This window comes from Bacillus sp. S4, from assembly GCF_040838205.1.
In the GTDB taxonomy this organism is placed as follows: Bacteria; Bacillota; Bacilli; order Bacillales; family Bacillaceae_G; genus Bacillus_A; species Bacillus_A cereus_U.
This window is the reverse complement of record NZ_JBFPJI010000336.1, coordinates 1-3,370: the sequence shown is the minus strand read 5'-3', so window position 1 is coordinate 3,370 and position 3,370 is coordinate 1. Positions and strand designations below refer to the sequence as shown.

The following is a 3,370-nucleotide window of genomic DNA, read 5'->3' as shown; positions in this document are numbered from 1 at the left end:
TAATTGAAGTGGGTACGCTATAATGAAATTTTTAATAAAAACCGAAAAATAAATTGAAACGAATGAGTCACCATGTAATCCATTATGTAAATACATCATAGCCATTCCGTAAAATGACATAAAGAAAACCATTCCAATTACCATCGCTGTTGCCATCGCAATAATCATGTTTACTTTTTTTGATTTATCAAATGGTAGTGCAAATACAATTTTTTTCGCACACGGTCCAACGATACATATTTCAATTAATAGCGCAATAATAAATCCAATTATTAGTTCTAATGCGATCTCCTTAATATGAATTGACCCTCCTGCTCCATTCATTAATAAATTGTAAAACGTCATAACTATAACCATCCCTAGGCACATCATCATACCGAATTGGAGGTTTTCCTTTCTTGTTGTTGGCAATTTCTATCATCCTTTCTGTTTAAGTCTTTGTCATTATATCGATATCGAAAACCTCTTCGTAAGTGAACAATTTGTGAACGTTTTTTGAAACCGTTTCAAATACCTCCCCTACTTTTCACTCAAATCTACTTAACTTACTTTATAACTTTCTATTTGTAGAGGTTTTATATATTTAAATGTTGAATTACTAAATTTATGACACTTACCATAGGAGGTTTAACATGAATGAATCTGAATTTTACTCATATCACATCGTTACAAAAAATAAAATGAAACTTGGACAAACAATCCACTTTGACAAAAATCAAACTAATACCTTATATCACTTCTTTTTTGAAAGAGAACAATTAATTTCTAACAGTGAAGATTCTATTCAAATTTTAAAAAATCATTATACAAATGAAGAATTACATATAAATAATGAAAATGCTAGAGTAGTTATGAATTATATAGATCAAACAATTAGAGCGGTTAGAGAAACGATTGTAGAAATGGTTAGACTGCAAGAATTTCCTGAATATCCTTCAAGGTTGTCTTGCTTATATGCTTCCAAAAGCTATGAAGATGCTTTGAAATGGAAAGCGCTATTTGATTCTTACAATCGAGAAGTTTTGCAGATTGTTAAACTACGAGTGATCGGTAGTTCTTTTGAAGGTGACGGAAATCTTTTACCGAAAGAAGATGGTATTCCTTTCGCTCAAAAAATTGAACAGGCTAGAGAGTATTGGAAAGGAAACGTTAGAAATGAACTTCCTGAGCTATTAATTAATGGAAAAATTGAAGTGGTAGAAATTATCGATGATTTTTCCTCAATTAATATTTAATTAACAATTAAATATTATAGGATGGAGATTAAAATGATGAAAAAAGTATACTTCAATCACGACGGTGGTGTAGATGATTTAATTTCACTATTTTTATTACTGCAGATGGACAATGTGGAACTGACTGGAGTCTCTGTTATTCCAGCAGATTGCTATTTAGAACCAGCAATATCTGCAAGTCGTAAAATTATCGATCGCTTCGGAAAAGGTAATATTGAAGTAGCAGCGTCAAACTCTCGTGGGAAAAATCCATTTCCAAAAGACTGGCGGATGCATGCATTTTATGTAGATGCTTTACCAATTTTAAATGAGTCTGGGAAAGTTGTAACACCCGTAGCAGCTAAACCTGCACATCATCATATAATAGAGACTCTTCTACAAACTGATGGAAAAACAATTTTATTATTTACAGGGCCCCTGACTGACCTTGCCCGTGCATTATATGAAGTACCTGTAATCGAAGAAAAAATTGAACGTCTCGTTTGGATGGGCGGCACATTTCGTACTGCGGGAAATGTACATGAGCCAGAACATGACGGAACAGCCGAATGGAATTCATTTTGGGATCCCGAAGCAGTATCTCGTGTTTGGGATGCTAATATAGTAATTGATTTAGTAACTCTAGAAAGTACTAATCAGGTTCCACTAACTGTAGACGTACGTGAACGTTGGGCAAAAGAGCGAAAGTATATTGGTGTTGACTTCCTTGGTCAATGCTATGCAATGGTCCCTCCTCTCGTTCACTTTTCAACTAACTCTACCTACTATTTGTGGGATGTATTAACTACTGCATTTGTTGGAAACACTGATCTCGTAAAAACACAAATGATTACTAGTATCGTTCATACATACGGACCCAGCCAAGGACGTACAGTGGAAACTGCTAACGGAAGACCAGTAAATGTCGTTTATGATGTGAAACGTGATGCATTCTTTGAATATATTACTGAATTAGCTAAAAAAGCTGCTAATCACAACCAGTGTTGAAAGCCGTATAAACCCAGGTGATGAGCCAGCCAAAAAATTTAGAAATTGGTTGGAACTTAATATTTAATTTTTAAAAAGAGTATTGAATTAAATTTCAATACTCTTTTTGTGCAGTTTAATGCTATTTGATTAGAGTTGTGTTTTACAGATTATCCATCTCGTAACCATTGACAAAATACGTTATTGTTTCTAGTTCATCCTCATTTAATTCTCTATCTAGCTCTTGTTTATACGCCGCCTTTATCTTCTCTTCATCGCCTTTATGAGTTTCCGTATAAGTTCCTACTGTTTTTAGCAAATGAATTTCTTGTGAAAACTCATCCCGATTTATAGCTGTCCCATGGGAAAGAATATATGTCTCAGCATCAAATTTCTCTAATTCTTGTATCAGTTTAAACGTTCGTTTCGTTGTATAGTTCCGCTTTGCAGAAAAGATATCTGCATATATACAGTCTCCTAAAAACAAAATCTTTTCTTCTTTAATATAAATAACAACAGAGTCATGAGAATGGTCTCCGCCCACATGCTCTAACACACATGTCACATCACCAAGGTCTAATTCAAGTTGTTTCTGAAAGGTTAAGGGCGGCGGAAGAATTTGAATATTTCTTGGTTTTTCACTGAACTCTTTTTTTATACAGTCCGCACAAAATTCAATTTCTGTACCTTCTTTCACTCGTGCGTCCAATGCCTCATCCGACCACTCATAAGAAACAAGTGTGTTCATCTCTTTTTTTGTTTCAAAATGTGCGATAGACAATGCATTTTGTAATACAGGCAATCCAAAAATATGATCCCAGTGCCAATGCGTTAATGCTACAAAATCAGGATTTGAGATATTTTGTTCTTTTAGCATTTCTAAAAACAATTGTGTATGTGCTTCTGAATTACCTGCATCTATCATCAAAGTCTTTTCTTTTCCAACTACCATTCCTAAGATAGGTCTATCAGTCTCGGAAACGGGTGTCATATACCAAAATGCGTTTCCTATTTTTTTAATTTGCTGCATAACTATTGCCTCCATTTTATGACTGTGTAAAAATTCCCAGCCGAGAAATTTCTTTATTCTTTATTTTGATTACTAGTAAATAACAATGTCAGAAATGAAATCATTCTACATTTTTTATTATCTAGTGAAATACAAATAC

At 33.8% G+C, this 3,370-nt stretch carries 4 protein-coding genes; 2 read left to right on the top strand and 2 right to left on the bottom strand.

All coding sequences use genetic code 11. The features are described from left to right. A partial coding sequence (locus AB3X48_RS19590) for a DUF2798 domain-containing protein (RefSeq protein WP_367959830.1) occupies positions 1–411 on the bottom strand: 411 nt, incomplete at its 3' end. Positions 412–632: 221 nt separating this feature from the next. Between AB3X48_RS19590 and AB3X48_RS19585 the strand changes: the two genes are divergently transcribed. Together AB3X48_RS19585 and AB3X48_RS19580 are read left to right on the top strand one after the other, a co-directional pair. After that, positions 633–1,235, top strand: a complete 603-nt coding sequence (locus AB3X48_RS19585) for a DUF2441 domain-containing protein (RefSeq protein ID WP_367959829.1) — start codon at positions 633–635, stop codon at positions 1,233–1,235. Positions 1,236–1,268: 33 nt separating this feature from the next. Then, positions 1,269–2,222 (top strand): nucleoside hydrolase, encoded by a 954-nt coding sequence (locus AB3X48_RS19580; RefSeq protein WP_367959828.1) that lies wholly within the window; start codon positions 1,269–1,271, stop codon positions 2,220–2,222. Positions 2,223–2,364: 142 nt separating this feature from the next. Here the strand turns inward: AB3X48_RS19580 and AB3X48_RS19575 are convergent, their stop codons facing one another. After that, entirely contained in the window at positions 2,365–3,231 is an 867-nt protein-coding gene (locus AB3X48_RS19575; protein WP_131231887.1) for an MBL fold metallo-hydrolase, read from the bottom strand. Between the last annotated feature and the right edge of the window lie 139 nt (positions 3,232–3,370).

What these genes read in the sequence shown, in the direction of transcription:
- AB3X48_RS19575 (WP_131231887.1), bottom strand. Translation starts at nt 3,231, where the DNA reads ATGCAGCAAATTAAAAAAATAGGAAACGCATTTTGGTATATGACACCC.
- AB3X48_RS19585 (WP_367959829.1), top strand. Translation starts at nt 633, where the DNA reads ATGAATGAATCTGAATTTTACTCATATCACATCGTTACAAAAAATAAA.
- AB3X48_RS19580 (WP_367959828.1), top strand. Translation starts at nt 1,269, where the DNA reads ATGATGAAAAAAGTATACTTCAATCACGACGGTGGTGTAGATGATTTA.